Below are 25,907 nucleotides of genomic sequence, written 5' to 3' on the forward strand. Positions count from 1 at the left end.
CATGCTCGGAGACGGCACCCGCTGCGTGCGCGGCGGGGAGCACGACGCCCACGCCGTCGGCGATCCGGTGCACCGCGGGCCGGTGCTGACCAGCACGTACCACCTCGGGCGCCCGGAGGAGGCCGACCCGGGCGCGGACTTCTACGCCCGCGCGGACAACCCGACGTGGCGGCAGTTCGAGGCCGCCGTCGGCGAACTCGACGGCGGGCCGTGCACGGTGTTCCCGTCCGGGATGGCCGCGGTCGCCGCGGTCCTGCGCGCCTTCACCGGTACCGGGCGCGGCGTGCTGCTGCCCAGCGACGGCTACTACGTCGCGCGCCTGCTCGCCGACGAGGAGCTCGCCCCGCTCGGGGTGCCGGTCGCGTACTGCGCGACCGCGGGCGACTGGGCCTCGGCGATCGCCCGGCACCGGCCCGCACTGGTGATGCTGGAGACGCCGTCGAACCCCGGCCTGGAGGTCTGCGACGTCGCCGCGGTCGCCGCCGCCGCCCACGCGGCCGGGGCGGTCGTCGCCGTCGACAACACCACGTGCACCCCGCTCGGGCAGCAGCCGCTCGCGCTCGGGGCGGACCTCGTCGTCGCCAGCGACACCAAGGCGCTGTCCGGGCACGGGGACCTGCTGCTCGGGCACGTGTCCGCGGCCGACCCGGTGCACCACGAGCGGGTCCGCGCCTTCCGCACCCGCGGTGGCGCGATCGCCGGGCCGATGGAGACCTGGCTGGCGCTGCGCGGGCTCGGCACCCTGGACCTGCGGCTGGCCCGGCAGGCCGAGAACGCCCGCGCGCTCGCCGTCGCGCTGCGGGAGACCCCGGGCGTGCACGACGTGCGCTGGCCAGGGCTGGGCGACGACCCGTCGCACGTGCTCGCCCGGACCCAGATGCGGCGCTGGAACGGGATCCTGCGGTTCACCCTGGCCGACACCCACGCCGTCTCGGACTTCCTGGCCGCCGCGACGCTGGTCGACTCGGCGACGAGCTTCGGCGGTCTGCGCACCGCCGCGGACCGGCGGGCGCGCTGGGGCGACGCGGTGCCGGACGGTCTGGTGCGGCTGTCCTGCGGTGTCGAGGACACCGACGACCTCCTCGCGGACGTGATCGGCGCACTCGGGGGGTGATCCGCGCCGCGGAACCGACGGGACACCCGGCGTCGGTCCGTTTATCACACTCGCGTAACCCGGCTTCCGTATGGTCGACTACATCCGGACCTCGAGCGTTCGCGGAGGTGGTCGCGTGCCGTACCGACAACCCGTCCCCGGTGGTGCCGAGATGATCTCGGGTGGAGATCTGCGGATGGTCGATCCGCTCCCCGACGATCCCGTCCCGGCACCCGGGACCGAGCCGCCGACCACGGCTCACGTCCCGGTGGGGTCCCGGGTCCTGCTCCTCAACGCCAGCTTCGAACCGCTGGCCGTGGTGACGTCCAAACGTGCCATCTGCCTGCTGCTCTCCGGCAAGGCGGAATGCCTCCAGGAAGCTCTGGAGGGTGCCGAGTTCCGCTCGGAGAACCTCGCGCTCCCCGCACCCTCGGTCCTGCGCCTGTCGCGCTACGTCCGGGTGCCCTACCGCCGTTCGGTCCCGATGACCCGGGCCGGGGTGCTGCGGCGCGACTGCCGCCGCTGCGCCTACTGCGGCAAGCGGGCCGACACGATCGACCACGTGGTCCCGCGCAGCCGCGGCGGCGCGCACAGCTGGGAGAACTGCGTCGCCGCCTGCAAGGCCTGCAACTCGCGCAAGGCGGACCGGCTGATCGAGGAGATCGGCTGGACGCTGGGGGCGACGCCGGGGCCGCCTGCGCGCAGCGGGTCGGGTGTGCTCGTGCTGGCGGTCGAGCCGCTGCCGGCGTGGGAGCCGTGGTTGGCCACGGTCGCGTGAATTTCGTGCCGGGCGGCTAACGACATCGCCCGGCACGGCGATCGTGCTGTCGTGGACGGTCGATCCCCCCGAGTCCTGCACGTCAGTCAGCCGGTCGACGCCGGTGTCGCCGAGGTGGTCGCGCAGCTCGCCCTCGACCAGCGCGACCGCGGATGGGACGTGCGCGTCGCCTGCCCACCCGGCCCGCTGGCCGAGCGGCTGGCCCGCGGCGGGGTGCCGGTCGAGCCGTGGGCGGCGAGCCGCGGCCCGGGCCGCTCGACGCCCGCCGAGGCGCGGGCGCTGGCCCGAGTGGTCGGCCGGGTCGGGCCGGACCTGGTGCACCTGCACAGTGCCAAGGCCGGACTGGCCGGGCGGCTCGCCGTGCGGGGCCGGATCCCGACCCTGTTCCAGCCGCACGCCTGGTCCTTCGACGCGGTCACCGGGCCGGTCGCCGCGGCCGCGCGGGCGTGGGAGCGCGGCGCGTCGCGGTGGACCGACCGGCTGATCGCGGTCAGCGACGCCGAACTGGCCGCCGGCCGCGCGGCCGGGGTCACCACCCCCGCCATGGTCGTCCCCAACGGGGTCGACACCGACCGGTTCGCCCCGCACCCGGGGCCGGTCGCCGACGGGGTCCCGACCGTGCTGTGTCTGGGCCGGGTCACCCGGCAGAAGGGCCAGGACCTGCTGTTGAAGGCGTGGCCGTGGGTCCGCACCGCGGTGCCGGCGGCCCGGCTGGTGCTGGTCGGCGACGGCCCGCAGCGGGCCGCGTGGAGCGCCGGGACCGACGGATCGGTGCGCTGGGAGTCCGCCACGTCCGATCCGCGCCGCTGGTACCTCGACGCCGACGTCGTGGTGCTGCCTTCGCGCTGGGAGGGGATGCCGCTGGTGGCGCTGGAGGCCATGGCGTGCGGGCGCCCGGTGGTGGGCTTCGACGTGACCGGGGTGGCCGAGGCGATCGGCGACGGCGGGACGGTCGTCCCGGCCGGGGACGTGCGTGCGCTCGCCGACGCGGTGGTCGCCCGGCTGCGCCCCGACGGCCCGGCCGGTGCGGAGGCGCAGCGCGCGCGAATACGCGCAGTCACATATTTCGATCGCCGACGCTCGGCCGAACGAGTGGCTGATGTGATCACGACTGTGCTGTCTTCGAGTGAATCCCACCGATGGTGACCGGTACTGCAGCGTTTGGCGTAACAGCACGTCGGTACCGGACGAACCGACAACCGACGTGACCGGACGGATTCGACGATCGGAGTGTGCATGCTCTCGCTGGGTGCCCGTGAGATGGCCGCGGCCGTACGCACCCTGGCCCGCGGTGAGCTGAGCCGCTACACCGCCGGCGGACGGTCGGAGGTGGCGCGGCTGGAGGCCGAGACCTGTGAGCGCACCGGGACCGGGCACGCCCTGGCGGTGGCCAGCGGGACCGCCGCACTGACCTGCGCCCTGGTCGGCAGGGGGGTCGGGCCGGGCGACGAGGTACTCGTCCCGGCGTTCACCTGGGTCGCCTCGGCCGCCGCGGTGCTCGCCGTCGGCGCCGTCCCAGTCCTCGTCGACATCGACCACTCGCTCACCATCGACCCGCTCGACGCCAAGCGCAAGATCACCGCACGGACCGCCGCGATCATGCCCGTCCACATGCTGAACCTGGTCGCGGACATGGACGCGCTCACCGATCTGGCCGCGGAGAACGGCCTGTCGGTGATCGAGGACGCGGCCCAGGCGGTCGGGGTGACCCACCGCGGGCGGCGGGTCGGCACGATCGGCGACGCGGGCGCCTTCAGCTTCCAGCAGGCCAAGAACGTCAAGGCCGGTGAGGGCGGGATGATGCTCACCGACGACTCGCGCACCGCGACCAGGGCGCTGTACTACCACGACCTGGGCGCCTACGAGCGCGACGGCTGGACCCGCACCGACGAGCCGCTGTTCGTGGGGCTCAACCTGAAGATGTCCGAACTGACCGCGGCGGTACTGCGGCCCCAGATGCGTCGGCTGGACCGCCAGCTGGAGCTGCGCCGTCGCCGTCGCGCCGTGGTGCTCGACGCCCTGCTGTCGAGCCCGCTGCGCGGTTTCACCGTCGCCCCGCACCACGACGAGGCCTCCGCGGTCGGGCTCGCGCTGCGCTTCGAGGACCCCGCGCAGGCCGCGGACTTCGCCCGCCGACGCACCGCCCGGCTGCTCGCCGACTCCGGACGTCACGTCTTCACCCGGTGGTGGCCGGTGCTCGAACGCCGCACCCACCACCCGCGGATCGACCCGCACGGCTGGGCCGGCGGGCACGCCGACTACTCCCCGGCGTCCTGCCCGAACACGCTGCCGGTCCTGGAACGGACCTGTGTGGTCGACATCGCCCCCGAGCTGCCCTACCCGGCTTTCCGCGCCGCCGTACGTTCCCTCACCTCCGCATGACCAACCCCGACCGGACCAGGAGCGAGCAACGATGATCATCGACGCCGAACGGGACCGGCTCGACGTCCTCCCGCACGACGCCGTGGTGGTCGTGGGTGCCGGTCCGGCCGGCATCGCGGTGAGCCGGCGTCTCGGTGAGGCCGGGGTGCCCGTCGTGCTGCTCGAGTCCGGACCCGACACCGTCGACCCCCGCTTCCCGGTCGAGGACGGTCCGCTGGACCGCGCCGAGACCGCCGGGAGTCGCTACCGGTACCCGACCGAGGGTCGGGCCCGCGGCATCGGCGGAGCTGGTCAGACATGGCGCGGTCAGTGCCTGCCGCTGGACCGCTCGGACCTGGCCGTACGGCCCTGGGTACCGGGCAGCGGCTGGCCGCTGGACCCGGCCGAGCTGGACCGCCACCGGCCCGCCGCCGAGGCCTTCCTCGACGTCGCCGGCGGGTACGACGAGACGCGCTGGGCCGACTTCGCCCCGCTGCGTCCACTGAACTGGGACCCCGAGCGGCTCCGCAACTTCCTCACCGAGTACTGCCGCGAGGTGCCGCTGGGCAGCCGAGACCGGGACCGGCTGGCCGCCTCGCGCGCGGTGCGGGTCGTGGTGAACGCGACGGTGACCCGGGCGACCCTGGTCGACGGCCGCGCCACCGGGGTGCGGATCGCCGCCGGCGGCCGTCGGGTCGAGATCACCGGCCGTGAGGTGGTGCTCGCCGCAGGCGGGATCGAGAACGCCCGGCTGCTGCAGCTCAGCGACCCCAACGGCGTCGGCCTGGGTACTGGGCGCGCGCACACCGGCCGCCACCTGCAGGACCACCCGATCGTCCGGACCGTGCGGATCGACCCGGTCGACCACCGGGTGCTGCGCGACCGCTACGTGGAGCTGCGCCGTCGGGGCCGGCGGGTCTTCCCCAAGATCGCGCTGACCGCGGCCGCGCAGGAGCGGGAGGGACTGCTCAACGCCTGTGCGGTGTTCGAGCACGTCTACTCCGACTCGCCGCTGGACGCGGTGCACCGGTTGCGCGCGGAGCTCACCGGGCCGGGCCCGCGCACGCTCCGCCCGGGTGATCTGGTGCGCGGGGTCGCCGCGGTCCCGGCGCTCGCCCGCGGCCTCTACCGGCAGCGGGTACGTGGCGTGCCGTTCCGCGGGGACGCACCGTCGGGGGTGTTCCTGCAGGTGTGGGTGGAGCAGGCCCCCCGGGCCGACCGTCGGGTCACCCTCGGCGCCCGCCGGGACGCGCTCGGCCTGCCGGTGGCCCGGATCGACTGGTTCTGCGCCGACGAGGAGCTGCACACCTCGCGGTTGCTGACCCGGTGGGTCGCCGAGGACCTGCGTGCGGCCGGGGTTGCGACCACCCGGGACCTGCCCGCCATGACCGACGACGACGCCTGGCGCGGCACGGTCCGCGACGGCTTCCACCCGGCGGGCACCACCCGGATGTCGCGCGACCCGCATGACGGGGTGGTCGACCCCGAGCTGGCGGTGCACGGCGTTTCCGGCCTGTCGGTCGTCGGGGGCAGCGTGTTCCCCACCTCCGGTTTCGCGAACCCCACCCTGACGATCGTGCAGCTCGCGCTGCGCCTGGCCGACCGGCTCCGGGACCGCACCCGTCCTGACCTCGAGGTCCGCGGCCGGACCCGGCTGCCGGACGGTGCCCGGTGAGCCTCGTTCCCGGGACCGGGACCGGGACCGTGTCCCCGGCGCGCGCGCCCTGGCGACGACTGGGACTGTTCGGTCTCCTGCCGATCCTGTCGGTGGCCTCCCCGCTGCTCGTGCTGCCGGTGATCGCGCGCGCGACCGGTCCGGAGGGCTGGGCCGCGGTGGCGATCGGTACCGCGGTCGGTTCGGCGGCGGTCGCGCTGGTCGACGTCGGCTGGGTCGACAAGGGGCCCGGCATGGTCGGCCGGGGCCGGTCGGGCAGCCCGCAGCGCGTCCTCGCCGCGAGCCTGGCGTCGCGGCTGGCGGTGTTCCTGCCGGTGCTCGCGGTGATCGTGCCGGTGAGCGTGCTGCTCGCCCCGGACGGTCACGAGCTGGTCAGCGCGCTGCTCACCGTCGCGACCGCCGCGATCGCGCTGCTGCCCACCTGGTACTTCGTGGCGCGCGGCGCCCCGATGCGGATCGCGCTGTACGACACGCTGCCGCGGGTCGCCGCGGCGGTGCTCGCCGTCGTCCCGGTCCTGGTGTGGCGCTCGGCGCTGCCGTTCGCGGTGCTGCTGCTGGTTGCGACGCTCGGCTCGGTCGCGGTCTCGGCCGCGTGGGAGCTGCGCGGTCACGGCGCGGAGCTGGCGAGCCTCGGCATCGACACGGTGCGGGCGCTGCGGACCGGTTGGCCGCTGGCGGTGTCCGGGCTGGTCGGCGGGGCCTACACGAGCCTGCTGGTGCCGCTGTTCGCGATCGGCACCGACCACGACGTGCTGCTGGTGGCGGTATTCGCCGCCGCGGTGCGGCTGATGTACATGGCCCAGGGCGGGATACGGGCGTGCCTGTCGGCGTTCTCCGGCTGGGTCGCCGAGGACTGGGGCGCGGGCACCGTCCACCGGATGCGCACCGCTCTGCTGGTCAACGGCAGTGCGGGGCTGGTCACCGGGATGGTCCTGGCGGTCGGTATGCCGCTGCTGAGCCGGGTCGTGTTCGGCCCCGAGATCGTGGTGCCCTGGCCCGTGGGCGTGGGCGTCGGGGTGGCGATCGCGTCGTTCGCGGTCAGCCAGTCGATCATGCTGCACGTCCTGGCGCCGGCCGAGCGGATCCGGCCGATCGCGGTCGTCACCGCGGTCGGGTCGGTCGTGGGGGTGCCGCTGCTGCTCGTGGCCTCGATGCTGGACGGGATCGTGGCGGCCGCCGCGGTCGTCGCGGTCGTCGAGCTGCTGATGCTGGCGCTGCTGCTGCCCGCCGCCCGCGCGACCGTCCGGGGACTGTCCGAAGCGATACCGGAGGCCGTGACACCGCCGGCCGGGGCGCCCGTGCCGGCCCCGTCCCGGGGTGCACCGTCCGCCGGCGTGTCGCCGATCCTGCCGCCCGTCCCGCCCGTACCCGACGTCGAGCTGCGCCCGCATCCGTCCGCCGAGGAGGAGACCGTCCGATGAGTACCCGTCAGAGGTCCTCGGGGACCGCCGCGACCGAGCGCCTGCCCGCGCGCCCTCCCGCGGCGGCCCCGCCCCGCCCGACGATGCCCGCCGGGTCTGCGGGTGCGGAGGTCGCGCCCCCGGGGCCCGCCGACCGCACATCCACCGACCGGCCCCGCGATGCCCCGGCCCGCGAGTCGGCGGTTCGGGAGGCCGCGATCGGTGACGGCGTGCCGTCGCCCCGACCGGTGCCCCCGGTCCCGGGCGGGACCGGGCACGAGGACCTGCTGCTCGGCACGGTCGCCCGCCGTCGACTGACCCGTACCGGGCTCGGCGCGGTCGCGCTCGGCATGGTGACCGGCGCGCTGCTCGGACTGCTGCTCGGGTTGCTCCGCCCGGCGACCGTGACCGCGACCGCGGCGCTGGACGTGGCGCCCGCGTCGCTGCCGACGTTGCAGTCGCTGCAGGGCACCCCGCCCGACGAGCAGCTGGTGACCGAGCACGTCGTCCGGCAGCTGGCGGTTCTGCAGGGCTCGGAGCTGCGGACCGTGGTCGAGCAGCGGCTGGGCCGCGACGACGTCGGCCTCACCGTGTCCCGGTCCGGGCAGACCGCGGTGATCGAGCTCGCCGCCACCGCACCGGACCCCGCGACCGCCGTCGCGGTCGCCCGCACCGCGCTGACCGTCTACGGCGAACTGGTCGCCGACCAGGACTCCGAGCTGCTGGCCCGACGGCTTGCGACGATCGACGGCGCGATCGCGGACCTGACCCGCGGCGGCCCGGGCGACCCCTCGGACCAGGCCCGCTTGGACAGCCTGCGCGACCTGCGATTGGAGGCGCAGCTGCAGAGCGACTCCGGCCCGGTGCAGGTCGTGGGCGCCTTGGCGGTCGACCCGACGGCTGGGGGCAGCCCGCTGCTGCTCGCGGCTGCCGGTGGTGCCGTACTCGGCGGGATCGCGCTGGGTGGGGTGGTAATGGGCCGCCAGGCACTGTCCAGCCGGGTCGGGACCGGGCTCGACCTGCGTCCGCACGTGGACCGGGTGAGCGTCACCGAGATACCGGTCGGGCCGGGCGCCCGGCCCGACCCCGAGCGGGCCCGGCTGCTGCTCGCCGAGATCATCCCCCGGCCGAGCGGCACCATCGTGGTCGCCGGTCTCCCGGGCACCGGGGTGGCGGCCGGTGACGCGACGACCGTGGCCACCGAGCTCGCCGCGGCCGCGGCCGAGCGCGGCCCGACGGTCCTGGTGCACCGGGCCGGGACCACCGGGACCATGGAGCCGGCCGGGACCGCACAGCCGGTAGGGACCGCCGAGCCCGACGCCGCGGCCCACCCACGCCCCGCGGTCGTCACGCTGGCCGCCGATGAGGACCTGGACCTGTTCTCGGGGCGACTGGCCGAGCTGGTGGCCGGAACCGGACTGAGCGGCCCGGCCGTCGTTGTCGCCGCCACGCCGCTCGCCCGGTCCCCGCGGCTGCTCGCGAGCCTCGCGGCGGCCGAGAACACGGTCGTCGTCGCGCGGGCCGGGGCCGATCGGCTCGACGCCCGCGCCGCGGCCCTGCTGGCCGCGCTGCGCCGGTCGGGGGCGTGCACCGTTGGCGTGGTGACCCGGGCCCGACGGCGGTGAACGGGCCGCGTCCGGCCGGGCCCGGGGTGTGGTGGCTGAGGCCAGGGGTGGTCGGACCGGCGATGATCGGGGTGGCCGTGCTCGCCGCGGCCACGGTGCCCGACTCCTCCTACCGGACCCAGTGGGGCACCCCGAAGGCGGTCACCGCCGAGCTGGCCGTCCTGTTCGGACTCGGGGCGCTGGCGCTCGCGCTCGGCGCGGTCATCGCCGCGGTCGCCGCGCCGCCCCGGCCCGTCGCCGCGGTGTGGCCCGACCTCGACGACGGCCGGTTCGCCCTGCTGCGCCGCGCGAGCACCGTGTTGACCGCGCTCACCGTGACCGGCTACGTCGCGTTCGCCGGGCTGGCCCTCGCCCGCGGGGTGACCCCGGCGGTGGTCCTCGACGCCGTCACCTCCGGGGTGTACGCGGCCGACCTGCGCACCCGGATCGGCACCCTGCCCGGCCTGACGACGATGACCCAGTTCGGCCCGGCCGCGGCGGTGGTGAGCGGGCTGCTCCTGGCCCGCGACGGCCGCGACCGGGCGGAGTGGGCCAAGCTCGGCGCCGTCGTCGTGCTCGCCCTGCCGCGGGCCTACCTGATGACCGAGCGGCTCGCGGTGCTGGAGATCCTGGTGCCGCTGGTCGTGGTCGCCGCCTGCGCCGGATCGACGCGTCCGCGCACCGCGCGCAGGCTGTCCTTCGCCCCGGCGGTGGCACTACCCGGCCTGGTCGCGGTGTTCGCCGCGTTCGAGTACTCGCGCAGCTGGAACTTCTACCGGGCCCGCACCGACTCCGGGTTCGCGCAGTTCGCGCTGGAGCGCTTCGCCGGCTACTACACGACCGCGGTGAACAACGCCGCCCTGCGGATGCAGTACATGGCGGACCTGACCGGCTGGCCGCGCGCGACGCTGGAGTTCCTGTGGAGTGCGCCGGGGGTGTCCGCGCTGGACCTGCACCGGCGACTGTCCGGCGTGGACACCGCGCAGGTCTACGCCGACGTGCTCGTCGCCCACGGCAACCCCGAGTTCAACAACGACGGCGGCATCGCCGATCCGTTCCTGGACTACGGCACCCTCGGCGGGCTCGCGCTGCTGGTGGCGGTCGGGTTCGTCGCCGCCACGCTGTACCGGGGGATGCGCGAGTCGCGCCCGGCCGGGCTGCTGTTCTACCCGTTCCTGTTCCTGGGCCTGCTGGAACTGCCCCGCTACCTCTACTGGACCCAGGGCCGGACGCTGCCGGCGATCGCCGGGCTCGCCGTCGTCGCGGTGCTGCTGCACCGCTCCCGGCCGCCCGTGCCCGCCGTCCCCGTCCCCCCGCCCGCCGTCGCCGAGCCCACCGTCGCCGAGATCGCGAGATGAGTCCCGTGCTGCGTTACCTGCTGATGGCCGACCACGTCCCCGCCGAGGGCGGCGGCGGGATGGTGCGGGTGGTGGTGGAGCTCGCCCGCGCACTCGCCGACCGCGACGACGTCGAGCTGCACCTGACCGTGGCCGCCGACGGCGCCGGTGGGCGGCTCGACGGCCTGGTGCCCGCCGACCGGATGCACCGCCGCCCGGGCGGGCCGGTGGGGCTGCGGTCGGTGCGCGAGCGCTGGACGCGCTGGCTGCGCGACCTGCCGCCGATGGACGTCGTGCACGGCGCCAAGCACCTGCTGCCCGCCGACGCCGCTGGTGCGCTGCGCGTGCTGACGGTGCACGACATGCTGTTCCTGGACCGCCCCGGGGACTTCCCGGCGGCCAAGCGGCTGCTGCTGCGCCGCCCCTACCTGGCCTCCATCCGCGACGCCGACGTGCTGGCCTGCGTCTCCGCGGCGACCCGGACCCGGCTGCTCGACTACGCTCCCGAGGTCGCCGACCGCGCCGTCGTCGTGCCGCTGGCGACCCCGGACACGCTGCGCGCGGTCTCGCCGACACCGGTCGCGGAGCTGGCCGGGGCCACCTTCGCGCTGGCCGTCGGTGACGCGAACCCGCGCAAGAACCTGCGGCTGGCCGTCGACACCTGGCCCGCGGTCCGCGCGCACCACCCCGACGCCCGGCTGGTACTGGTCGGGCCGCGGGACTGGACCGCACCCGACCGTGGCCGGCACTTCGACCGGCTGGTCGCGCAGGGCGCGGTGCTGCACCTCGGTCCGGTCGACGACGGCACGCTGCGCTGGTGCTACGAGTACGCGGCCGCGGTGCTGTGCCCCAGCGCGTTCGAGGGGTTCGGACTGCCGGTGGTGGAGGCGCTTCGCTTCGGGGCGCCGCTGGTGTGCTCCGACGACCCGGCCCAGGCCGAGGCCGCGGGCGGGGCCGGGCGGGTGGTGCCGGTGCAGGACCCGCACGCCTGGGCCGACGCCGTCGTCGCCGCGCTGGGCACACCCCGCCGGGTGCCCGAGCACGGGCCGGGCCGGTCCTGGGCCGAGGCCGCCGGGGAGATCGTCGACGCCGTCACGAGGAGGAACCGTGTCAGGACCCGCTGACCCGCGCGCCGGGGTGGTCGCGGACCGGGTCGGCACCGACCCGTTCGCGGTGCACCGCACCGTCGTGCACGTCGCCGTGCCCGGTACGGCGGGGGAGCGGCGCGCGCGCCGGCTCGTCGCCGCGCACACGACCCGCGGCTGGACCGGGTGGGTGCTGCCCCGCGCGGCGGTCCCCGCGCTGCCCGCGGGCGCCGTCGTCGTCGTGCACGGGCGGGCGATGGCGGGCCGGGCCGGGCGTGCGCTGCGCCGCCGGGTCCCGGCCGGGACGGCGCTGCTGTGGTGGGCCGACGGCGCCCGGCCCGGCCCGCTGGACCGGCTGCGGGCCCGCGGCTGCAACGCCGTCGTGGTGACGACCGAGGTGGCGTCGCGCTGGGCGACCCGCGTCCCGGTGCCGCTGCTGCGGGTGCGTGAGGACCGGGCGGAGGCCGACGAGGCGGCCGCGTTCGTCGCGCGGGCCGCGGCGTTCGGCCCGGCCTGAACCGCTCCCGGCGGCCCGGTCAGGGGCCGGCGAGGGTGCCGCCGTCGATCCGGTAACGGTCGGCGGGCAGGTTGGTGCCGAGCCCGGTGGGCCCGCCGTCGGTGTCGACGACGATCCCGCCCAGCTCGACGCCGTCGATCTCGCCGCCGTCGTCGCGGTAGAGGCCGACCTGGCGCGACGCGTCCGCCCGGGTGCCGCTGACCCGCAGGTCGCGCAGCACCACGTCGCTGACCGACCGGCCGGGGCGGCCGGAGAAGACGAGCACCGCGCCATGGTCGACGCGGTCGTCGAGGTTGGCGTCGGTGACCGTCCCGCCGCTCACCCGCACCCCGTCGACGTCGTGGGTGAAGTAGGGGTCGCCCTCCACGGCGACGTAGATCCCCGCGCCCGCGGTGCCGCGCACGGTCACGTCGTCGAAGCGGACCGAGCGGCCGCCGACGACCGACAGCCCGCGGCCGTGGGTGGTGCCGTCGACGACGGGGGAGCGGACCTCGACATCGGTCACCGGGGTGGCGGCGTCGTCGTAGGAGACGACGGCGACGGCGTCGTCCCCGGTGCCCGACACGCGCGGCGCGAGCACCCGCACCCGCGCCGAGGTCCCGGTGACGTGCACCCCGTCGGCGCGGGTATCGCGCACGACCGGCCGGTCCACGGTCACCCCGGTCGAGTTCTCGACCATGATCCCGGCGGCCGCGGACCCGGTCACGGTGATCCCGCGCAGCAGCACCCGGTGCGCGTCGAGCACGTGCAGCCGGTGCTGATCGGCGCCGGTGTGGCGGCGGGTGGTGGCGGCGACGCCCAGGGTGAGCCCCTCGACGGCGACGTCGTCGGCGGCGATCCGCAGCGCCGAGCGCTCCTCGTCCAGCGCGGTCAGGGTCGCCCCCTCCCCGCGGACTGTCACCCCCGCGACGGCAACGACCAGCACGTCGCGGTGGCGGTAGTCGCCGGGCGGCAGCACCAGGACGTCGCCGGGGCGCAGCCCGGCCAGCGCGGCGGTCAGGGCGTCGGTGTCGTCGGTGCGCCCGTCGCCGACGGCGCCGAGGTCGCGCGCGTCGAGCGTGCGCGGGGGGCCTCCCCGGCCGGACGACAGCGGGACGGTGGCGAGCAGCCCCAGCACGAGTGCGCAGGTCAGCAGCATTCGCGTGTCCACCGTGTGCTCCCCTCGAGTGATGATCACCCGAATCTACCGGGGTGCTGCCCTGGGGCGCCGGGTCTCGAGCCAGTCCGGCCCGTCACGGCCCACGGTGCGTCCGAGCAGGCCCTCGAGCCGGCCGAGGCCGCGCTGCCAGGTCAGCGCGATCTCGCTCGCGCCGAGCCGTCGCCCCTGCACCAGCCGCACCCACGGCATGACCAGGAACCCGAGCCGGGTGGCGAGGCCGTAGCGGTGCGTGCGGTAGACGTGCCCGGCGCCGCGGTTGTAGCCGCGGACCTTGCTGCGGTAGCGGGCCGCGTCCAGGGCACGGACCTCGCCGGGGGCGCGGACCTCGATCCCGGGGGCGGCGACGACCCGGTGCCCCCGGGCCAGCGCGCGCAGCAGCAGGTCCGTGATCTCCCCGGACTGCCACGGGGTGGGTCCGCCGGTGCCGATCCGTTCGTCGAAGCCGCGGAGCTCGGCGAACACCGAGGCCCGCACGAAGGTGGCCGGCTCGATCGCCCGCCACACGCTGCGCCGGTCCAGTTCGGTGCCGTCGGCGGGCAGCCGCAGCCGCGGTCCGGCCGGGTCGACGAGGGTGACGGCCAGTGCCGCGAGACCCGGGTCGGCCCGGAACCGTTCCAGGACCGCGGTGAGGGTGTCGTGCGGGTAGCGGCAGTCGTCGTTGGGGAATGCCAGCACATCGACCTCACCGACCTCGCCGAGCGCGGCGACGGCGTCGTTGCGGCCCCGCGACGCACCGCCGGAGCTGGGGACCCAGCCGGCGTCGGCGGCCCGGTCGCCGGCGAGCCCGCGGGCGGTCCCCCCGGCGCTCTGGTCGGCGACGACGACCGCCGTGGGTGCGGTGCCGCCCGTCGCGAGTGAGGTGAGCAGCCCGGCGATCGCGGGCCGTCCGACCGTGCTCACCGCGACGCCCAGCCGCGGCGTGTCCACGGTCAGTGCTGCCCACCGCGCAGCACCTCGCGCGCGGTACGCACCAGGATCTGCACGTCGAGCCAGAGCGACCAGTTGGCGATGTAGTAGTTGTCGTGGCGCACCCGGTCGGCGATCGAGGTGTCGCCGCGCAGCCCGGAGATCTGGGCGAGCCCGGTCAGGCCGACGGGGACGCGGTGGCGGGCGGCGTAGCGCTCGTGCTCGGCGGAGAACCGCTCGACGAACGACGGGCGCTCCGGGCGCGGCCCGACCAGGCTCATGTCGCCGCGCAGGATGTTCCACAGCTGGGGCAGCTCGTCGAGCGAGGTGCGGCGGATGAGCCGGCCGACCGGGCCGACCCGCGGGTCCCCGGCGATCGACCAGCGGGTCCGCTGCTCGGCCTCGTCGTCGGGGCGCATGCTGCGGAACTTCAGGACGGTGAACGGCCGGTTGTCCAGCCCGACCCGCTCCTGGCGGAAGATCAGCGGGCGACCGCTCTCGATCAGCACCGCCGCGGCGACGACGGCCAACAGCGGGGCGGTCACGGTGAGCGCGACCGCGGAGATCACGATGTCGCTGAACCGCTTGACCCGCCAGCTCGGCCGTCGCATCGGGTCCTGCGGCACGCGCAGCAGCGGGATGCTGCGGATGCGCTCGACCCCGTCGCGGTCGTGCACCAGCTCGGGCAGCCACGGCAGCAGGTACACCGCCAGCCCGTCGCGCCGGGCCCCGATCGCGGCGTCGAGCACGCCGCCGTCGTCGGCGCCGTGGCAGGCCAGGACGACCGCGCGGGCACCGTGCGCCCGGGCGGCGGTGCGGATGCGCGCCGACAGCGTGGCCCGCTCGGGGACCCGGACCAGGTCGAGGTCCTCGTAGGTGATGTGCCCGATGGGGCGCATGCCGTACTCGGGGTGGGCGCGCATGGTCTCGTCGAGCTCCACGGCACGCACCCCGGTCCCGACGATCAGGGTCGGCTCGCCGACCCCCCAGCGCACGCGCAGAGTGCGGATCACGAGCAGGATCACCGCCCGGGCGGCGACCGATCCGACGGCGGCCGCGAGGACGACCGCGACGGCGTCGGGGGTGTCCTCCGAGGTGCCCAGGGTCGCGTTCGTGAGCATCGCGACGGCCGGGAACAGGCCGAGGGCGACGGCGACGGCGACCAGCTCGCGGGGCAGGTCGTCGAACCAGGACAGCCGCAGCCGTGGTCGGTGCAGCCCGGCGGCCGCCCGGACGACGACGACCAGGGCGGCGGTCGCGACGGTGGCCGGGGTGACCTCGGCCACCAGGGCCGACACCAGGACCAGCACCGCGAGGTCGACGCCGACCAGCGCGCACCGCACCAGGCTCACGCGCTCGCCGAGTCGGCGCAGCGGGGCGGGCAGCGGGCGGCGGCGGGTGGTGACCGGGGCCGGGGCCGGGGGGCCGGGCGTCGCGCCCGGGCGAGCGGTATTCCCGGAGGCGTCGGTGGCCGGGGCGTCGGTGGCCCTGTTGTCGGTGGCGCCGGTGGTCGCTGGTCCCGGTGCAGGGTGGGTGCCCGGGCGACGGTGGCTGAGCAGCGGGCGCAGGTACCGTCGCGGCCGGGTGCGGCCCCGGCCGGGGGCCCCGGTCAGGTGCACAGCGGATCCGGTGCCGGGCTCGGCGGAGGTACGGGTGTCCGCGTCGGTGCTCATCGGCCTACACCGTCGCTGTCACCCGACGTGACATTGCGGATGGCCGCCGGTGTCCAGCCGGATCCTCGTACTCCTGCACGTGGAGTGATCGCAGTCGTCGCATGTGCGGTCACTTCGAGTCACAGCCCTTCGTAACGTCATACCCGGGGTGGCATTCAGTGACCCTTTATGGGTGCATCGATCGCTTACCCGCTGATCGACATCTCATTCGGTAACCATGGGGTCGTCGTTACGGGCGAATGCTTGGAAGTGACGCACGCTGCGGGAAATGTTCTGGCTACAACCACGTGAGCGCAGGGTGATCGATCCGTGGATCTGCGAAGATCGCTTGTGCGGCAGGGAAAGTCACCTACGACGACATCGCGGAGAGGTGGCCGTGGCGGACGTGCCCGACCGGGCCGCGCCGGAAACGACGAACGCCCCGTCCGCTCGATGAGCGGACGGGGCGTTCGTCGTCGTCCCCGGAGCGGACCGTCCGGGGAGGGTGGAACGGTCGGGTCAGCGGGGGCGCAGCAGCTTCGAGGTGAGGCGCGCGGCGCGCCCGGCCGAGCGGCCGGCGGCGGAGCCGGTGCGGGCGTGGAAGGCGCGGCAGGTGGTGCCGCAGACGCCGCAGTCGGTGCCGGCGCGGTAGTGCTCGTGGGCGTCGCGCTCGTGGCCGCAGCGGCACAGGTCGACGGCGGCGGGCGCGGCGGCGACGGGCGGCAGCGCGCCGTTCTCGGCGGCCGCACGCGGCGCCGGGATCGAGGCGGCGGTGTCGGGGGTGACGGCGGGGGTGTCCGGGGTGATGCTCATGTCGGGAGGCTCCTTCGGTCCGCGACGGCCGTGCGGCCGTTCTGCCCCGTCATTCGCCTGCTCCGGGCGGCCCATTAGCGACGGGGCCATCGGTTCCACACAACTGATGACACCGGCGCCACCTGTGTGCACCCTGTGTCGCGGCCGGGCCTCTGACGTGCGACGACGCGTCACCCGGTGCGCCGCCATGCGAAGGTCACCCCGGCGCGCGCTAACACGCCGCGGCGTGCTGCGACAGACATCGAGATCCGCTTCCCCGGCGAGAGGTCCCGTCATGCGCAACGCCGTCCCACCGACCCGGCGCGACGACGTCGTCCCCGGCATGGGCGCCGGACGCCCGCGCCGTCGTGGCCGCCGGGTGCTCGCCGTACTGCTGGCCGTCGTGCTGGTGCTGCTGCTCGCGGTGGCCGGCGCGGTCGCGTACCTGACGTCGAGCATCGGCAACGAGATCAACCGGATCCCGGACGCGTTCCGTGGGATCGACGCCGGCAGCCGCCCCGCGACGTTCGGCGGGACGACGTTCCTGCTCGTCGGCACGGACTCCCGCTCCGACGTGCCGATCACCGGCACCGAGGCCGCCGCGGGCGCCGACGGCGGCTCCGAGCGTTCCGACGTCATCATGCTCGGCACGGTGGCCCCGGACGGCGAGCACGCGAGCGTCGTGTCGATCCCGCGCGACTCCTGGGTCGACATCCCGGGCCGCGGCATGAACAAGATCAACGCCGCGTACGCGTTCGGCGGCGCTCCGTTGCTGATCGAGACGGTCGAGGGGCTGACCGGGGTGCGGGTCGACCACTTCGGCGTCGTCGACTTCGCCGGGTTCACCTCGCTCGTCGACTCCGTCGGCGGGATCGACGTGCAGGTTGCCCGCGCCACGAGCAACGCCGGCGTCGACTTCGCGGCGGGGGAGAACCACCTCGACGGCGCCCAGGCCCTGGCCTACGTCCGCCAGCGCTACGACCTGCCGAACGGCGACATCGACCGCGCCGCCCGCCAGCAGAACGCGATCAAGGCACTGCTGGAGAAGGTGCAGGAGAAGGCGACCACCGACCCGACCGCGCTGTACTCGTTCGCGACGAGCGTCGGCGACGCGGTGAGCGTCGACGACTCGCTCTCCAACACCGGGCTGGTGCAGCTGGCCCTGGCGAACCGGAATCTGCGCGGCTCCGGCGTGGCCTTCGTGACGGCGCCGGTCGCCGGGCTGGGCCGGGAGGGCGCGCAGTCGGTGGTCTACCTCGACGACACCCGCGGGCAGGAGCTGTGGGGCGCGATCCGCAACGGGACCGTCGCGCAGTACGCGGACCGGAACCCGACCGAGACGCTGAGCGGGACGCCGTCCTGACCGGCCCCGCCGGGTCGTGATCGACCGCCCGGTGGGGTCGATGTCGCTACCCTGTGTTCAGGAGAGGCGGGCGCCTCGTCGTTGCGGGAGGCGTGTTGCCGGAACGGCGGGAGTGGGTCGCAGCCCTGGTCGGCGCCGTGACGGGCACGGTGAGCGCTGTCGCCGTGAACGTCGCGACCGACGAGCCCGGCAACGCCGGCGCATGGATCGTGGTCGTCCTGTGCACGGTCGTGAGCTTCGTGTTGGCGCTCTGCGTCCCGACACGTTCGGCGGATGCCTCGCCACCGTCGTCCGGGGCACCCGTCAACAGCGTCTCCGGGTCGACGGTGGGCGTACTGGTCCAGGTCGGTTTCGTCCGCATCGGCGCGCCGCGGTGGTCGACGATCCTGCTCCTGGTGACGGCGGTGCTCCTGGCGTGCGGTGCACTCGCCGTCGTCACAGGGGCGACGGCGAGTGCACCACCCGGTCCTACCGGTCCTCCCGCTCCGACACCGCAGGCGTCCGACCCCTCGGCCGATCAGCGCGTGCTCGAGAACTGGCCGACGTTCCAGGCCAACCGGGCCGTCGATCTGCCCTACGGGGACACGGCGGGCACGACCTTCGTGTCCACCACCCGCTACCTCCGGTCAGCCGAGGTCGCAGCGGCGCCGGCCGGTGCGCGTGTCCTCATCCGGATCACCGGTCCGGACGGCCGTGAGCTCGTGACCGGCGAGACCTCCGTGAGCGCGGACGCCCGGGCGAAGGTCTACTTCGACGTGCCCCGAGACCTCGGGCCCTACCGGGGCGACAAGCTGCAGATGCGTGTGACGAGCCTGTCGGCCGGCGTGCGGATCTTCGTGTCCCGGGAGAACATCGACGACCGGGTCACGGCTCTGCTGCCGTGCGGGGAGGAGCTGTGTTCCGTCCCCGACCGCGACCTCAGCGCCCTGGTGATCGGCAGGGACGCATCCTGGTGACGCCGGATCAGGCCCAGCTCTTCCAGGGCGCCTCGTTCCGCGACCAGAGCTTGTTCAGGTACTCGTAGTCCTTGAACGTGTCCATCGCCTGCCAGAAGTCCTCGTGCCGGTGCACGCCCAGCTGCCCGTCGCGGGCGAGCTTCTGCAGCGGCTCGTGCTCGAGCCAGACGTCGTCGTCGCCGGGGCGGCCGAGGTAGGTGTCGAGGAACTCGCGGCGGAAGGCGAAGAAACCGCCGGAGACGAACCCGGTGACCTGGGTGGGCTTCTCGTTGAACTCGACGACCTGGTCGTCGTCGACGTGCATCTCGCCGAACTTCGAGGTCGGGTGCACGCCGGTGACGGTGCCGATCCGGCCCGACGCCTCGTGCTCCGCGGCGAGCGCGGTGATGTCGACGTTGGAGACGCCGTCGCCGTAGGTCAGGAAGAAGTGCTCGGTGTCGACGTAGGACGCGATCTGGCGGATCCGCGAGCCGGTCGCGGCCTCCAGGCCGGTCTCGGCGAAGGTGATCTCCCAGTCCTCGTCGACGCCGCTGTGGAAGTCGATGCGGTGCCGGTCGGACATGGACAGGGTGAAGTCCGCGGAGCGGGCGCGGTAGTCGAGGAAGTACTCCTTGATCGCCCAGCTCTTGTACCCGAGGCAGAGCACGAACTTCCGGAAGCCGTGCCGGCGGTAGATCTTCATGATGTGCCAGACGATCGGCCGGCCGCCGACCTCGACCATCGCCTTCGGCAGGCTCTCGGACGCCTCGCGGATGCGGGTGCCCTTGCCGCCGCAGAGGATCACGACGGGGGTCTGGGGGTCCATGGTGGGTCTTCCGTTCCTTTGTGGGGAGCGTGGTGGGGCGACGGCGTCGTAGTGGAGGAACCGAACAGCTCTACCGCACTGTTATCGCCATCGGGCTGTTCGCCCCCTCACATCCGGGCGTACCGGACACCGAGCGCCACGGAGCGCCGGAGGTCACGCAGGTCATCCGGGGCGCCCCGGGGTGGGACGGACCCGGACCATCGTTTCCATTCCGGAAGCGATGGACGTGGTGCCCGGTCAGCAGCGGGCGTCGACGAGGTCGAACACCCGGATGCGCCCGGCGGGGCGGGCGGCACAGGTCAGGGGCCGGTCGACGGGGACGAACCGCTCCCGCACCCGGACGACGCAGTCCGGGGAGGCGAACGTGACCCGCCAGCCGGTCCGCCCGGGCGGGGCGTCGTCGGCGACGACGTCGGTGACGCGCAGGTCGTCGAGCCGTGTCGCGCCGGTGGCGGCGCGGGCGTGGTGCTGGGCGGCCTGCACCGCGGGCGGCAGTGCCGAGCGGCCCCGCAGCCTGCCCGGTACGACGAGTCCGCGGCGGTGCTCCCGTACGACGGCGGGGCCCTCGAGCGGGGTGAGTCCGCCGTAGGTGAGGCCGTGCGGGAGCAGCACCATCGCGGGGGCGAAGCGGCAGCCGCCGATGTGGCTGCACTCCCAGGTGCCCTCGGGGTCGTCGGCGACGAGCGCGGCGGCGAGCGGCCGACCGCGGACGGCGCAGCAGGCGTCGTGCCGGCCGTGCGCGCAGACCAGCACCAGCGGGTCGGGGTTCGGGTCGCCGTCGGCGTGGACGGCGGCGGCCAGCTCGGCGGGCGAGGACCAGGTGCCGGTCCGGACGCCCTCGTGCCCGGGCCGGGCGTCGACGCGGAACCAGCGCCGCCCCGGCTCGACGGCGTCGCGGTCCCGGCGCCCGGGCCGGCGCACGAGCACGACCCGCGCGCCCACCTCACCGGCCCACGCCCCGAGTGCCGCCGCGGCCGCGGGGTCGAGCCCGGCCAGTGCCTGACGCGGCCACGGCCCGGGGTGCTCGACGAGGAACCAGTGCCGCGCGGGCGGCGCGGTGCCCTCCGCCGGGTCACCGGCCGTCTCGGCGAGTTCGGCGCAGCGCTGGTACCCCCGGGCCGCGGTCACGCCGTGGCCGGGACGAGCACGCCCTCGCGCAGCAGCCGCCGGACGAGGACGATCTGGTCGTCGGCGTCCAGCCCGGGCAGGTCCCCGACGGTGTGCGTTCCGCCGCCGAGCAGGGCCGCCAGAGCGGGTGCGACGACGGCGGGCAGCGTCAGCGTCTTCTCCGCCAGTTCCAGCACGACCCGATCATCACCCGGGACGAGGCGGTGGTGCACCCCGAGACGCCAGCGCACGGTGTCCCCGGGCGCGAGATCGCGGGCGAACGCGGCGGCGGCGACCGGCCGGACCGGCTCCGGTCGCCCGCCGGACCACACCCGGCCCCGGACCCGGCGCGACACGTCCTCGGCGGGGACGGCGGCGACGGCACCGGTCAGCGCGGCGCGGACCGCGTCGAGGTGCGGGGCGAGCTGTTCCGGGTCGGCCAGGTCGACGCCCAGCGGCAGGCTCGCGCGCAGCCGCTCGTCGGAGGCGACCAGCGCCAGCAGCGACTCGACCAGCGCGTACCGGGTCACGACGTGCACGCCGACGGTCAGGTGCGCCGAGACGTCGCCGAGTGCGGTGGCGGAGTGCAGCCAGCCGCGGGGGAGGTAGAGCACGTCACCGGGTTCGAGGACCCGGTCGATCACGGGCTCGTCGTCGCGGGCGCGGGCGGCGACGGCGTCGCCGTGGTCGCTCCAGGGCTGGCTGCGCAGCGGGTCGGTGTGAACCGGTGCGTGGACGCGCCAGTGCTTCTGCCCGGCCAGCTGCAGCACGAACACGTCGTGCACGTCGTAGTGGGCGGAGAAGCCCTGCGACTGCGGCGGGGTGATGTAGGCGTTCGCCTGCACCGGGTGGCCGAGGTCCTCGGCGAGCGCGGTGCAGAAGTCGATGACGCCGGGCCAGACGCGGTGCAGCGCCTGCAGGACGACGGTGCTGCCGTCGCCGAACAGCGCGGCGACCCTGTCGTCGCGGACCTGGTCGCCGATCTCGGCGCCCACCCCGCCCGGGCCGGTGAAGTCACCCGAGCCGACGACGGACCCGTTGCGGGCCAGCCGCAGGAACGGGGTGCGCAGCCCGCGGCGGGACAGCAGCTCGTCGACGCCGTCGAGGTCGAGCAGGTCGCGGAACGCGCCGGTGTCCGCGCCGGTGCGCAGCAGCGCGGTGGTGCCCCAGTGCCGGGCGCCGAACGTGTCGGTGTCCGAGCCGACCAGCCGTGCGAGGGCGCCGTTCCCGGACGCCGCACGCGCGCCGGCCGGTACCGGGGCGCCCGAGGAAGGCGATCCGGCACCGGCCGTCGGCTCGCTCAGCTCAGTGCGCACCGCTGTCGGCGCCGCCGTCGGCGCCGCCGTCGTGCTGGCCCGGGGTGCCCTCGCCGGCGCCGGAGTCCGCGGGGCCCTCGGCGCCGGAGTCCGCGCCGCCGTCGGCGCCGCCGTCGTGCTGGCCGGGGGTGCCCTGGCCGGCGCCGGAGTCGGCCGGGCCCTCGGCGCCGGAGTCTGCGCCGCCGTCGGCGCCGCCGTCGTGCTGGCCGGGGGTGCCCTGGCCGGCGCCGGAGTCCGCGGGGCCCTCGGGGCCGGAGCCGCTCGAGGTGGTGATGTCGTCGTCGTTCAGAGCCATGGTGGTCTCCTGGGTCGGTCGGGAGGGTCGGGGAGCGGCTACCCCACCGGGAGCCCGGCCATGCACGTGCTCGCCCCGGAGAACGACGACGGCGGGGGCGGTCACCGGTGTGGTGTCCGCCCCCGCCGTCGCGGAGGACCTGGGGTCGGGTGGTCAGTAGGCGCCCCCGCCGCGGGTGACCGCACCGGCGGTGCGGGCGAGGATCGACAGGTCGAGCATCGGGGACCAGCGCTCGACGTACTCGGCGTCGAGGCGGATGGACTCGGCCCAGGACAGGTCGCTGCGGCCGGAGACCTGCCAGAGGCCGGTCAGGCCGGGCTTGACGACCAGGCGGCGCCGGGCGAGCGGGCAGTAGGCCGCGACCTCGCGGCGCAGGGCGGGGCGCGGGCCGACGAGGTGCATGGTCCCGGCGACGACGTTGAACAGCTGGGGCAGCTCGTCGAGGGAGTAGCGGCGGATGATGCAGCCGACGCGGGTGACGCGGGGGTCGTCGCACATCTTGAACAGCGGGCCGGCGCCCTCGTTGCGGGCGGCGAGCTCGGCGAGGCGGGCCTCGGCGTCGACGACCATGGAGCGGAACTTCAGCATCCCGAAGGTCGAGCCGTCCTTGCCGACGCGGGCCTGGCGGAAGAACATCGGGCCGCCGTCGAGCTTCACGGCGACGGCGACGGCGAGCAGCACCGGCAGGAGCAGCACGATCAGGAGCACCGCGACGGCGGCGTTGAGGACCGTATAGCCGTGCCCGGCCCGGCGGATCGGCACGGCGGTGTCCGCGACGGACCGCTCGGCCTCGTCGACGGCCGTGGCCGCCGCCCTGGTCGCCCGGAGGGCGTCGTCGACGGGGTCGGCCCCGGCCGTGCGAGGCGGCGCTACCTCCCAGCGGCCCTCCATCAGTGTGGTCATCTCGTGACCCCCTCTCCCGGTGCGGGTCCCGCCGACCCGATCTCCGGTGAGCCTGTCGACGACGGAGGATGACCCGTTAACGCGGTCGGGTCGGTATCGACAATCCTGAGGACGATCTCCGGTCGTGCTCGCGACCAACGGTCATGTGCGGACGCCGAACGCGCGTCGACGACCCGGGTCCGACCGCCTGGCCGGGCGCCGCGGATCACCGGACGTACACGAGGTTCTCGCCCACGATTAGTAGCCGCATGTCCTGACCGGCGAGCACCCGCTGGAAGGTCGTGGATCGGGGAGCGTCGTCGGCCGCGAACCAGTCGTGGGGCTCGATGTAGATCGCCGCGGCGTCCGCCACCCAACCGGTGTTCCTGGCGAACAGGTCGCTCTCAAACCCTCGATGTCGATCTTCGCGATGAAGAGCGCCGCGGTGTCGCCCACACCTCGTACGGCGTCGTCGATCGTCACGACCGGGACGCCGCCGTCCTCGCTGCGCCTCGTCCGGAACCCCCAGGACGCGAGACCGTCGGTGACGACGTCGACGGAGCCCGGCTCGGAGCCGATGGCGGCGGTGAGGGTCCGCACCCCGTGGCGCGCGGTGTTGACCCGGCAGAGTTCGGCGTTGTCGGGATCCGGCTCCACTGCGGCGACCTCGGCACGTGGGAACTCGGTGGCGAACCACAGGGACGCCGCTCCGATGTTCGCTCCGCAGTCGACCACGACCGGGGTCCGGCCACGGGCGAGCAGATCGTCGTAGTGGCGGTGGACTCGCGCCCGGAAGTCGTCGACCAGGGCGTACTGCCGCTCGACGACACCTGGCGGATCGTCAGCCGGTCCGAGGCGTCGTTGCGGTAGGTAAGGGGCCGGCCCCGCGCAGCGCGAGGGTGCGGAGCCCGTTTCCGCGACGGAGTGGGGCAACGGCCAGACCGAAGCCGGCCCCGTGCGCGTCGTCGAGTCGGCGATGGATACGGCGGCTGACCTCGGCCAGGCGGGAGACAACGGTCATGACGGGATCTCGCCAGACCGCCGGAGGTTCGTTACCGCCCGCCGCCCGCCGTACCGGGCACTGACGATCGTGCGGCGTGGCATCAGTGCTCCGGGGCGGTGCGTTACTGTCTCGCTCCGCCCGTACCGGAGCGCTGCCCTGTGACCGACCACATGGTCCGGGGAGCTGCTGACCGTTAACGGATCCACCGGTGCGACCGAATGGGAGGGCATCGACCGCCCGTGACCGAACCGAGGCAGAAGGGCCGGGTGCACGAGTGACGCTCCAGGAGCATCTCCGGGTACTGCGTGAGAGATCCGTCATCATCGTGACCACCGCCGTGCTGGGGCTCGCAGTCGGTCTCGTGGTGGGGCTCGTCCGGGCGCCGGAGTACACGGCACGGGTGTCCCTGTACGTGTCGGCCCAGGTCGGGAACCTGCCCGACCAGGCGTTCCAGGGGGCGCAGCTGTCCGCGCAGCGTGTCGCGTCCTACGCGGTCCTCGCCGACGGTGACCGAGTGATGGACGAGACCGTCCGGCGGCTCGACCTGCCGATGACGGCCGCGGAGCTGGAGCGGAGAGTGACGGCCAGCAGCGTCGAGGGGTCGGTCCTCCTGCAGATGACGGTCACAGACGACTCGCCACAACGTGCAGCGGCGATCGCCGACGTGGCGGGCGAGGTACTCGGTGAGGTCGTGGCCGACCTCGAACGACCGGCGGATCCGGCACTGGCTCCGCCGGTGGCTGTACGGCTCGTCCAACCCGCACTCGTTCCGGCCGAGCCGTCCTCCGCCGGCTGGCCGGTGCTGACCGCGCTCGGTCTGCTCTCGGGTCTCGCCCTCGGGGTCGGGGCCGCCTTCTCCCGGCACCTGCTCGACGTCTCGGTCCGGTCGGCGGACATGCTCACCGCGGCGACCGGTGCGCCGAATCTGGCGACGATCCACCGCGACGAGCGCAGAAGCGACCGTCCGCTCAGCGTGCACGACGACTCCGGGTCGGCCCGTGCCGAGGCGTTCCGCCAGCTCCGGACCAATCTGCAGTTCGTCGACGTCGACCGTCCTCGTCGGGTGATCCTCGTGACCAGCGCGCTGCCGGGGGAGGGCAAGACGACGACCGTGGCCAACCTGGCCATCGCGTTGTCCTCGGTCAGCAGGGTCCTGGTGATCGAGGCGGATCTGCGACGCCCGATGTTGTCCGAGCTGCTCGGACTGAGCCGCAGCATCGGACTGACCAGCGTGCTGTCCGGTCAGCTGCGGACCGGTCAGGTCCTCCAGCAGTGGCGGGGCGGTGCGTTCGACGTGATCGCGAGCGGTCCCATCCCGCCGAACCCGAGTGAGCTGCTCGGGTCCAAACAGATGCGCGCCCTGCTCGACGACGTCCGGTCGTCCTACGACTACGTCCTGATCGACAGCCCGCCGCTGCTCCCGGTGACCGATGCCGCGGCGATAGCGCCGCGCACCGACGGTGTGGTGCTGGTGTGCCGGTACCGGGACACCAAGCGACCACAGCTCGGCGCCGCGATCGCCGCCTTGCGCTCGGTGTCGGCGGACCTGCTCGGCACGGTGCTGACGATGGCTCCGACGAGCGGTCCGACGGCGCCGGTCACCTATGCGTCCTACTCCGCCACGATGCCGTCGGAGCAGCCTGCCGACCCGGCCGCGTTCGCGTCCCCGCGCCCGTCGCGGTCCGGTCCGCCGGTCCGCCCTCGAGCCGTCCCCGGGCGGCGTGGCACGGCCGCGTCCGACGCGGACCGGCCGGTGGACGCGACCACGCCGGTCCCGCCGCGGCGCGACGGCAGTCAGCACGAACGCGGATGACCCGCCGG

Annotated in this window: 23 protein-coding genes; 13 read left to right on the top strand and 10 right to left on the bottom strand. The window is 74.9% G+C overall.

What is annotated here, in order from left to right:
• Position 1 precedes the first annotated feature (1 nt).
• The 10 genes from AC0GKK_RS21735 to AC0GKK_RS21780 all read left to right on the top strand — a co-directional run bounded on the left by AC0GKK_RS21735 (position 2) and on the right by AC0GKK_RS21780 (position 11,850).
• Complete coding sequence (locus AC0GKK_RS21735; protein WP_489882406.1) at positions 2-1,114, top strand: cystathionine gamma-lyase; 1,113 nt, start codon at positions 2-4, stop codon at positions 1,112-1,114.
• A 175-nt stretch (positions 1,115-1,289) separates the two neighbouring features.
• Positions 1,290-1,871 carry an HNH endonuclease gene (locus AC0GKK_RS21740; RefSeq protein WP_357436653.1) on the top strand — a complete coding sequence of 194 codons (582 nt, stop codon included), beginning with the start codon at positions 1,290-1,292 and terminating at the stop codon, positions 1,869-1,871.
• 51 nt (positions 1,872-1,922) lie between these two features.
• Entirely contained in the window at positions 1,923-3,017 is a 1,095-nt protein-coding gene (locus tag AC0GKK_RS21745) for a glycosyltransferase (protein ID WP_345644433.1), read from the top strand.
• A gap of 90 nt (positions 3,018-3,107) precedes the next feature.
• Positions 3,108-4,253, top strand: a complete 1,146-nt coding sequence (locus tag AC0GKK_RS21750) for a DegT/DnrJ/EryC1/StrS family aminotransferase (RefSeq protein WP_345644430.1) — start codon at positions 3,108-3,110, stop codon at positions 4,251-4,253.
• A 31-nt stretch (positions 4,254-4,284) separates the two neighbouring features.
• Entirely contained in the window at positions 4,285-5,907 is a 1,623-nt protein-coding gene (locus AC0GKK_RS21755) for a GMC oxidoreductase (RefSeq protein WP_345644427.1), read from the top strand.
• Positions 5,904-7,328: a lipopolysaccharide biosynthesis protein gene (locus AC0GKK_RS21760; protein WP_489882407.1), complete on the top strand. Its 1,425-nt coding sequence runs from the start codon at positions 5,904-5,906 to the stop codon at positions 7,326-7,328. Before AC0GKK_RS21755 ends, AC0GKK_RS21760 begins: the two co-directional genes overlap by 4 nt.
• Before the next feature lie 209 nt (positions 7,329-7,537).
• Positions 7,538-8,932: a hypothetical protein gene (locus AC0GKK_RS21765; protein WP_349302409.1), complete on the top strand. Its 1,395-nt coding sequence runs from the start codon at positions 7,538-7,540 to the stop codon at positions 8,930-8,932.
• Between the two features lie 62 nt (positions 8,933-8,994).
• Positions 8,995-10,269 (top strand): O-antigen polymerase, encoded by a 1,275-nt coding sequence (locus AC0GKK_RS21770; RefSeq protein WP_357436641.1) that lies wholly within the window; start codon positions 8,995-8,997, stop codon positions 10,267-10,269.
• Positions 10,266-11,372: a glycosyltransferase gene (locus AC0GKK_RS21775; RefSeq protein WP_345644415.1), complete on the top strand. Its 1,107-nt coding sequence runs from the start codon at positions 10,266-10,268 to the stop codon at positions 11,370-11,372. The genes AC0GKK_RS21770 and AC0GKK_RS21775 overlap by 4 nt, the downstream gene beginning before the upstream one ends.
• Complete coding sequence (locus AC0GKK_RS21780) at positions 11,356-11,850, top strand: hypothetical protein (protein WP_349302410.1); 495 nt, start codon at positions 11,356-11,358, stop codon at positions 11,848-11,850. Before AC0GKK_RS21775 ends, AC0GKK_RS21780 begins: the two co-directional genes overlap by 17 nt.
• A gap of 19 nt (positions 11,851-11,869) precedes the next feature.
• On the opposite strand, the gene AC0GKK_RS21785 is transcribed toward AC0GKK_RS21780, so the two are convergent.
• From AC0GKK_RS21785 to AC0GKK_RS21800, 4 genes are all read right to left on the bottom strand, one after another.
• Entirely contained in the window at positions 11,870-13,000 is a 1,131-nt protein-coding gene (locus AC0GKK_RS21785; protein ID WP_489882408.1) for a glycosyl hydrolase family 28-related protein, read from the bottom strand.
• Between the two features lie 33 nt (positions 13,001-13,033).
• Entirely contained in the window at positions 13,034-13,936 is a 903-nt protein-coding gene (locus AC0GKK_RS21790) for a glycosyltransferase family 2 protein (RefSeq protein ID WP_345644406.1), read from the bottom strand.
• 2 nt (positions 13,937-13,938) lie between these two features.
• On the bottom strand, positions 13,939-15,588 hold the full coding sequence (locus AC0GKK_RS21795) for a sugar transferase (RefSeq protein WP_357436639.1): 1,650 nt from the start codon (positions 15,586-15,588) through the stop codon (positions 13,939-13,941).
• Between the two features lie 498 nt (positions 15,589-16,086).
• Complete coding sequence (locus AC0GKK_RS21800; RefSeq protein ID WP_489882409.1) at positions 16,087-16,380, bottom strand: hypothetical protein; 294 nt, start codon at positions 16,378-16,380, stop codon at positions 16,087-16,089.
• A gap of 274 nt (positions 16,381-16,654) precedes the next feature.
• Between AC0GKK_RS21800 and AC0GKK_RS21805 the strand changes: the two genes are divergently transcribed.
• Positions 16,655-17,722 (top strand): LCP family protein, encoded by a 1,068-nt coding sequence (locus AC0GKK_RS21805; RefSeq protein WP_357436633.1) that lies wholly within the window; start codon positions 16,655-16,657, stop codon positions 17,720-17,722.
• 149 nt (positions 17,723-17,871) lie between these two features.
• Positions 17,872-18,678 carry a hypothetical protein gene (locus AC0GKK_RS21810; RefSeq protein ID WP_345644394.1) on the top strand — a complete coding sequence of 269 codons (807 nt, stop codon included), beginning with the start codon at positions 17,872-17,874 and terminating at the stop codon, positions 18,676-18,678.
• A 7-nt stretch (positions 18,679-18,685) separates the two neighbouring features.
• On the opposite strand, the gene AC0GKK_RS21815 is transcribed toward AC0GKK_RS21810, so the two are convergent.
• The 6 genes from AC0GKK_RS21815 to AC0GKK_RS21840 form a co-directional block, all read right to left on the bottom strand.
• Entirely contained in the window at positions 18,686-19,483 is a 798-nt protein-coding gene (locus tag AC0GKK_RS21815; RefSeq protein WP_489882410.1) for a glucose-1-phosphate cytidylyltransferase, read from the bottom strand.
• A gap of 237 nt (positions 19,484-19,720) precedes the next feature.
• Complete coding sequence (locus tag AC0GKK_RS21820; RefSeq protein ID WP_489882411.1) at positions 19,721-20,611, bottom strand: ferredoxin family protein; 891 nt, start codon at positions 20,609-20,611, stop codon at positions 19,721-19,723.
• Positions 20,608-21,906, bottom strand: coding sequence for a cupin domain-containing protein (locus AC0GKK_RS21825; RefSeq protein ID WP_489882412.1), 1,299 nt, complete (start codon positions 21,904-21,906; stop codon positions 20,608-20,610). The genes AC0GKK_RS21820 and AC0GKK_RS21825 overlap by 4 nt, the downstream gene beginning before the upstream one ends.
• Positions 21,896-22,201: a hypothetical protein gene (locus AC0GKK_RS21830; RefSeq protein WP_489882413.1), complete on the bottom strand. Its 306-nt coding sequence runs from the start codon at positions 22,199-22,201 to the stop codon at positions 21,896-21,898. Before AC0GKK_RS21830 ends, AC0GKK_RS21825 begins: the two co-directional genes overlap by 11 nt.
• Positions 22,202-22,354: 153 nt before the next feature.
• Entirely contained in the window at positions 22,355-23,104 is a 750-nt protein-coding gene (locus AC0GKK_RS21835) for a sugar transferase (RefSeq protein WP_489882414.1), read from the bottom strand.
• 237 nt (positions 23,105-23,341) lie between these two features.
• Positions 23,342-23,818: an FkbM family methyltransferase gene (locus tag AC0GKK_RS21840; protein ID WP_489882415.1), complete on the bottom strand. Its 477-nt coding sequence runs from the start codon at positions 23,816-23,818 to the stop codon at positions 23,342-23,344.
• 593 nt (positions 23,819-24,411) lie between these two features.
• Between AC0GKK_RS21840 and AC0GKK_RS21845 the strand changes: the two genes are divergently transcribed.
• Positions 24,412-25,899 carry a tyrosine-protein kinase domain-containing protein gene (locus AC0GKK_RS21845; RefSeq protein ID WP_489882416.1) on the top strand — a complete coding sequence of 496 codons (1,488 nt, stop codon included), beginning with the start codon at positions 24,412-24,414 and terminating at the stop codon, positions 25,897-25,899.
• Positions 25,900-25,907 lie beyond the last annotated feature (8 nt).

Source organism: Pseudonocardia sp. P-1 (assembly GCF_058111925.1).